This window comes from Solidesulfovibrio sp. C21 (genome assembly GCF_047785625.1).
Taxonomy (GTDB): Bacteria; Desulfobacterota; Desulfovibrionia; order Desulfovibrionales; family Desulfovibrionaceae; genus Solidesulfovibrio.
On sequence record NZ_JBLODY010000006.1, the window covers coordinates 110,759 to 117,753 of the forward strand.

The following is a 6,995-nucleotide window of genomic DNA, read 5'->3' on the forward strand; positions in this document are numbered from 1 at the left end:
AAATTATTAGAATTAGTGTAAGTTGACGCGGCTATTACCTCGTAAACCGTGGTTGTTTTTGCTAAGATACTTAACCTATTTACTATTCATCTTCTGCCATCCCCGTCAATCCATTTCTCCTCCCTGCATGAAAAAATCCCCAAAACCACTTGGCGAGCACAAAACAGTCCAGGAGGGGACAGTCTGATGCGAAATAAGGGGTGGTACGAGGGTAAAGCCCAAACCCCGATTTTTCCCCGGGGTGGGCTTCGGCTGCTTACTCGGAGAAACTGTTGCTATTTTAGCTAGTTTAGAAATGCAGCTTCCTGCATTTCCCGTTTTTCAGCTGATTGGGCAGTGACATACTTTCCTCGGAGGAGGATCAGCGACACAAAAGTCAGTTTGGTCTTTTCTTTTGAATATCAGCGAGATAGCTAGGTTTTGCTGGAATCAACGCACAAATAGGGTGCTCACTCGCAGAGTCCTGCGATTTTTCAGTCCCGATCCGTGCCAATATGGTTGAACCAGCCCCATCACTGGTCCTGGAGGAGGGTAGAGCAGTGCTGGTAAGTTATCCATTTCTAATACCGTGATTTTTCAAATACGATTTTTCTTTCGTTTTTGACTTATGCGTATTGTTGGACATTAGCTTTTAAGCACATTTTGCCGTTAAAAAGGATTAATCAGCTTTCGAGCTACTTCTGTTGACATCCTTCGTTTTTGAGATACGATTTGAGATGAACAAACAGACACCGAAAACGAAGGAGATTGAACTATGGCTCGTGGAGAATCCAAATTCGATGCGGTGAAGCTTCGTGACCTGATCAAAGAAGGCAAAAATGCCCAGCAGATCATGGACGCTTTTGGAGTGAAGAAACCGCAGCTGAAAACCTACTTGGCCAAGCTGATCCAGCTGGATGAGCAGTTTTATAAGATTGCCGGCATGGAGGAGCGCGCTGTCGGTGGTGCTTCGAAGTTCGGGAAGAACGGAATCCACTTGAGCGCAGCCCTGCTTACCAACTACGGGTTCAGCCAAGGTGACGTATTTAAAATCTCATGCCTGGAAGAAGGGAAGATTGTTCTGGAGAAGAAGAATTAGCTCGAATTTTCGGATGGTTGTGCTTCGAGGCCCACGTCGTCCAGGAAAATTGGTTGGCGTGGGTCTTTATTTGTTGGGGGAGTGGTGGTATAAATTTTTTTGAAATTTTGTCAGGATGTTTCGATGTTTTATTAGTTTAATAAAGCATCCAATGGTGTTGTCTATCACGGCAGGATTATTGCTTGTCTTTAGGATTTGTAGTGAAATATACCATTTTTTATTCATGGCAATCTGATCTTCCAAATAATACAAACCGTGGTTTCATTGAGTCTGTAATAAAGAAAGCTATCGAGCATGTCAATAAGAATGAAGAATATGAATTGTATTTGACGCTTGACAGAGATACTCAAGGTAGCCCCGGTGCTCCTAATATAAGTCAAGAAATTTTAAAAAAGATACAGTCAAGCGATGCTTTCGTTGCAGATATTTCTATTGTGACTGGTGATAAAGAAGAGTCTAAGCGTTTATCGCCAAATCCAAATGTTCTTTTAGAGCTTGGATATGCAATTGCTATTTTGGGTTGGGAAAGGATAGTATTGTTTTTCAATGAAAACTATGGTGATGGAGATGATTTGCCTTTTGATATTCGGCAACACCGAAGAATGAATTATAGCCTTGCCCAGGATGGAATCAAGTCTGAAGTAAGAAATAATTTAGTAGCAGCTTTTAAAAGTAGTCTTCACGATTTAATCAAGTGCGGAAAAAACACTGGCCCGGAAAAGCTTCCCGATCTTGAGGTAAAATGGAAATCTCCAGCTGTCAACGAGGGGTCTGATGGGTTTGTTTTAACTATTTTAAAAATGCCGACGAGTAACGAACTCAAAGAGGAGATGGAAAAAGCAATTGAGAATGTTCAAAAAATTGATGGGCGGATAGATCGTTCGTGGGGTAAAAAAGTTGATAACTATATTGAAAAGGCAAAACAGTTTATTGCTAAAATCGATTGCGAAAGTTCGTATTACAATTATTTAGCTACAGAGTATAAGTATAGGCCTGCTCAAGTAACATTATTAGTGTCAAATATTGGGATAGCAACAGCAAGTGATGTGAGAATTGAAGTTACGCTTCCCGATTGGATATTTGCATTAGAAAAGCTTAAATCCTTAAAGGATGCGCTAAATAAACCACAGATGCCTGTTCCTGAACCACCGCAGCCAGCTAGTCTTATTCAAGGTGCAGCGCTATACAGTGGGGCATTTAATGCAATGCTTTCACCGCAACCTATTGCTGACCTCATTGATATTCACTCGGCATATAATAGAACATCAGCATGCTTTTTGTCGGACAAATCTCCAAAAATAGTTTTTTGGGCTGATAAAATATTGCATAAACACGATGTTGTGATTGATAAGGATGTCTTTTATTTAATGGCAAAGCCTTCGGCGGTTGAAGGTGTACATTCTTTGGGCATAGATATTTTTTGTTCGGAATTTGATGACTGGCGTACGGGGAAATTGGAAATTTCTGTGATTAAACCTTGACTTTTTTGGGGAGCTAGTCTGTTAACAATGTTTGATAGATGTAATAGTTATAGAAAATCTTCAGCTTCAACCAAGGCGTTTTGAGTTCAAGGTCTCCTGCTTGGAAGAGGGGAAGATTGTGTTTGGAGAAAAGTAGCTAACTGGATTATTTGGGAATAGTTGCGCATCATGACCCACGTCGTCCTGTGAAGAAGGTGATGTGAGTATTTTTTGTTTTTATTAATAATTGTAAATAGTTAAGGTGTATTGAACAGGAACGCCTATGGTCTCATCGAATAGTGAGAATATTTTCCCAGCCGAAATAGATATGTTAATTGAATCTACGGTGATGGATATTCTTACTTCAGCGATGGAACTCGCGTGGCCATCAATGCCGAATTTACACGAAAATATGTATGCAGAATTTGGCGAAGTCATTGCCAGCGTTGGTCTTATTGTGTATAAAACAGTTGAAAATTTAAAAGATAATATTAAGAACGAAGATTCAAGATTGGTTTTTGATAAAGAGGCAACAAGTTTATTTTTAAAAATGCCAAAAAAAATATCTGAAGTGTTGTTGCGTAAATACTCTGATCGTTGGGCGAAACGATCATTAGTTGCTGGGAAAAAAGTATTGCCAGCCAAAAAAAGTATTGATACACCAAAAATTTGTAAAAATGATAATCATTTTATCCCAAGATCGTTCTTGAAAAGATATTGGTCAAAAAATGATTCGATCAGAGTCTGTAGGATTATAAATGGTAAAATTGAATATAAGATTACCTCCTTCGGCAACTGGGGGTATAGAATAAATTTGTATTCGTTGTTTAGTGAGAATAAGTTTCAATTAATAGAAGGTCATGCACTGGAGAGGATCCCCAAGGTTTTAAATCTTAAAGGTTTAAATCCTTTAGATCAGGAGTCTTTGGTGTGGTTCCTGGCAATGCAATTCCTTAGATCTCCGTCGTATATTGACAATTTGTATAGTAATATAATTGGTATTCTTTCAAAATATGGGGCTAAAAATATCCCTTCGAATGAACAACTTCAGAGTGTATACGATTTGATGATAAAAAACAATAGAACATTTGAAATGTGGCACGAAGAACTGATAGGCAATGAATGGTGCCTTTTACATTCAGAGAAATCACAGTTTGTTTTTCCAGATAATTCTGGACTCGTTGGCTATTTAAATGGTGAAAAGTATGTGATATTTCCCATTGACCCTAATTATTGTTTTTGTGTATTGCCAAAAAAAATGAAAAAAGAACCTAGGCTTTACATTAAACATATTGAAGTAAATAGCGTCATCTCTGGTTTGATTTATAACCTACTAGCTACTGGATGCGTAAAAGAATTTGTTGGAGATGTTGCTAGAAGTGATTATTCTTTAGATATGCAATTACGTGATGATGATTTCGCTAGTATTTTTGGATTTATAGAAAAAAAGTTGGACAATTCTTGAGGTGCATTGGAAACACAAACACATTGAGCCATACTTCGATATAACATGCTGAAATAATTAACTATTTTACTATCCATCTCTCCCCAAAGTCCTTTTTCACCTCCGTCCCGCGAAAAATTTCTTGACCTCCCAGCCCGTGGGAGTGTAGTCCCCTCCGACCAACGACGAGCCAACAAGCGCCAACGTCTTTGGTACCCGAAAATTTCTGGGGAATGGAAAATTTAGGGTTGACTTCGGGAAGAGTTCGGAATAGATATCCCCTTCCCTGATTCTGTTTATAGGAGCGTAGCTCAGGGGGAGAGCACTTGCTTGACACGCAAGTGGTAGAGCCCCTTATTTGGAGGAACCTTAGGGTTCCTTTTTTTCGTTTTGTGAAGTGGAAAGGGGCTTGAATTCGAGTCCCTCCGGGACTATAATATGATACAAAATGATGGTACAAAATGGACCAGTTTTTGGCTCTTGGGCTGAAGAGAGTATCAGTAAAATCAGTATGTTATGTTGGTTTTGCTTTCGAGTCCCCCCTTCGGCACCATATTAGAGTCCAGGACGGTCCGATAAGGACCGGAACAACCTGGAAAGATTAGCGAAACCGGGCTAGAGATAGTCCGGTTTCGTTTTTTTACGTCCGTTGACATCCGATATCTGTGGGGGCAAGTCTGGGGGCAACCGAGAGCGGGGGCAGTTGCCCCCAAGGGAGTTGCCCCCAATGCTCACAGATACCGCAGTGCGCAACGCAAAGCCGGGAGCCAAGGCCCTTCGGCTGTTCGACAGTGGCGGCCTCTATCTGGAAGTTTCCCCCAGTGGGGGCAAGTGGTGGCGTCTCAAGTATCGACATGGGGGCAAGGAGAAGCGCATCTCCCTCGGCGTCTACCCGGATGTGTCCCTCAAGGACGCCCGGGAGCGCCGCGACGAAGCCCGGAAGCTCATCGCCAACGGCATAGACCCGAGCAAAGCACGGCAGGATGAAAAGTCCGCTGTCGAGGCCCAGGCAACCGAAGACGAAAACACTTTCGAGGTCGTGGCACGAGATTGGCATGCCAAGCAGGTCAAGGCCTGGAGTGAGGGGCATGCCGCCAAGGTCCTGGCCCGGATGGAACAGCACCTTTTTCCCGCCTTTGGTCATTTCCCCATCACGACTCTTCGCGCCCCGGCGATCCTCCCCACACTTCGAGAGATCGAAGCGAAGGGGCATAATGAGACGGCCAAGCGCCTGCGCCAGTACTGCGAGGCGGTTTTCGCCTTCGCCATCTCCACGGGCATTGCCGAAAGAAACGTCGGGGCGGACCTCCGCGGTGCATTGGCCCCGGGGCGCGTCACGAACCGGCCGGCCATCATTGATCCCAAAGGCGTGGCACAACTGCTGCGGGCCATAGATGGCTACCAGGGAAGTCCTGTGACCCTGGCAGCTCTACGATTGGCTCCTCTCGTCTTCGTCCGTCCTGGAGAACTGCGCCAAGCCGAGTGGTCGGAAATCGACCTGGACGCCGCCGACGGTCCTCGCTGGTCAATCCCTGCCGAGAAGATGAAAATGCGCCGAAATCATGTTGTACCGCTCTCAAAGCAGGCTGTGGAGATCATCGAGGAGCTTCGTTCTCTGACTGGCCATGACCGCTTCCTTTTCCCCTGCAACCGGACCAAGGGCCGCTGCATGTCGAACATGACCCTCAATGCGGCTTTGCGACGCCTCGGGTATGAACAAGGCGAGATGTGCGCACATGGATTTCGGGCCATGGCGTCCACGCTCTTGAACGAACAGGGCTGGAACAGTGACCTAATCGAGCGTCAGCTTGCCCATGCTGAACGTAATTCCATCCGGGCGGCTTACAATCGGGCGGAATACCTGCCCGAACGCCGCAAGATGATGCAGGCCTATGCCGACTTCCTCGACCGGCTCAAGGTCGGCGCCAAGGTGACACCGTTGCACGTAGCGGCTGGCGAGTAGACAGCATTTCCAGGGCCTAGGGATGGAATAGCTACTCATCCCGAAAAGTCGCTTCCCTTGGCGGTCTGGCCCTGGATTCTTTCAAGGGAGAAGCTGAAGGGGGCTTGAGATGACATATATTCCAGGCATCAATCATGGTAAAATTCCACCCTGTTTTTTTTCATCCCTTATTCTCAGCGTTATGGCATATCCTAATGTGGCTAAGAGGGGTATTGAAACCTTATTCAGAAAGGAAAGCATAAGGCTATTGCGGTTTGTTGCTCTAGAAGAAGACACCGATATGATGAATACTTTTAGACAGGAAAACCCATTACTCGAAGGAATGTGTCGCTTAATACTGGACATTCCATGCGACGAAGACGAGAGAATAGAGCGTTTCAAGGATGGATTACTAGCTGGTGAAATTCTTATATATATTCTAAGGCTAGACAAAGCTGGGCATGAGGGCAGTGTCTCTAAAAGTGTCTATATTATAGAAAATTTAAAGAAAATTAGCCGGTCAAAATTGATGAAGATATGGAGCGAGTACAAAAATGTTTCTTATTACTATGCGGCATTAATACTTCTGTTTAGGGGAGCTGGAGCAAACCCATTTGAGATATTTAAAAAGGCAATAGCAAACGGCGAAGATGAACATGAGGTAGAGTTGGGATTATACTCTTTTTATTTCTACGTTTCGGTCAATCTCTCCATGTATTTATGTAAATGGGCCACGGCAAGGATTGAAAAGAGAACGCGACAGCCATTATTGAATTTACGTGACACATGGACTGTCCCGACTGCTTTTCTAAAGCGCGCTTGGAATCATTGCGAAAAGCTAGGATTCAGCAAAGATTCGTTTGGCGGAGAAAGGCCTATGCCTTCTTTGACCACTGAAGAAAGCGCTCTCCTAGAAAGTTACAAGGCTAACCAAAAATTCTGACCTGGAGTTGCCCCCGTCAAACCGGACACCCCGCAGTTGCTAAGAAGCGGATGAATTCCCTGGGCGAGAGCATCCGCAGCCCCTTGTGGGGGTGCATCTCGTTGTAGTCCTCGAACCAGGCCGCAAGT

Annotated in this window: 6 protein-coding genes; 5 read left to right on the top strand and 1 reads right to left on the bottom strand. The window is 44.2% G+C overall.

What is annotated here, in order from left to right; translation table 11 throughout:
* The first annotated feature begins 754 nt into the window (after window positions 1-754).
* The 5 genes from ACMZ6R_RS03805 (at window position 755) to ACMZ6R_RS03825 (ending at window position 6,867) form a co-directional block, all read left to right on the top strand.
* A complete protein-coding gene (locus tag ACMZ6R_RS03805) occupies window positions 755-1,078 on the top strand; it encodes an ArsR family transcriptional regulator (protein ID WP_416109555.1) in 324 nt (107 codons plus the stop codon).
* 200 nt (window positions 1,079-1,278) lie between these two features.
* Entirely contained in the window at window positions 1,279-2,559 is a 1,281-nt protein-coding gene (locus ACMZ6R_RS03810; RefSeq protein ID WP_416109556.1) for a hypothetical protein, read from the top strand.
* A gap of 262 nt (window positions 2,560-2,821) precedes the next feature.
* On the top strand, window positions 2,822-4,003 hold the full coding sequence (locus ACMZ6R_RS03815) for a DUF4238 domain-containing protein (RefSeq protein WP_416109557.1): 1,182 nt from the start codon (window positions 2,822-2,824) through the stop codon (window positions 4,001-4,003).
* 706 nt (window positions 4,004-4,709) lie between these two features.
* Window positions 4,710-5,945, top strand: a complete 1,236-nt coding sequence (locus ACMZ6R_RS03820; RefSeq protein ID WP_416109558.1) for a tyrosine-type recombinase/integrase — start codon at window positions 4,710-4,712, stop codon at window positions 5,943-5,945.
* 109 nt (window positions 5,946-6,054) lie between these two features.
* Window positions 6,055-6,867 carry a hypothetical protein gene (locus ACMZ6R_RS03825; RefSeq protein ID WP_416109559.1) on the top strand — a complete coding sequence of 271 codons (813 nt, stop codon included), beginning with the start codon at window positions 6,055-6,057 and terminating at the stop codon, window positions 6,865-6,867.
* A gap of 16 nt (window positions 6,868-6,883) precedes the next feature.
* Here the strand turns inward: ACMZ6R_RS03825 and ACMZ6R_RS03830 are convergent.
* Window positions 6,884-6,995 (bottom strand): integrase core domain-containing protein (locus ACMZ6R_RS03830; RefSeq protein WP_416109561.1); only part of this gene is annotated, 112 nt, incomplete at its 5' end.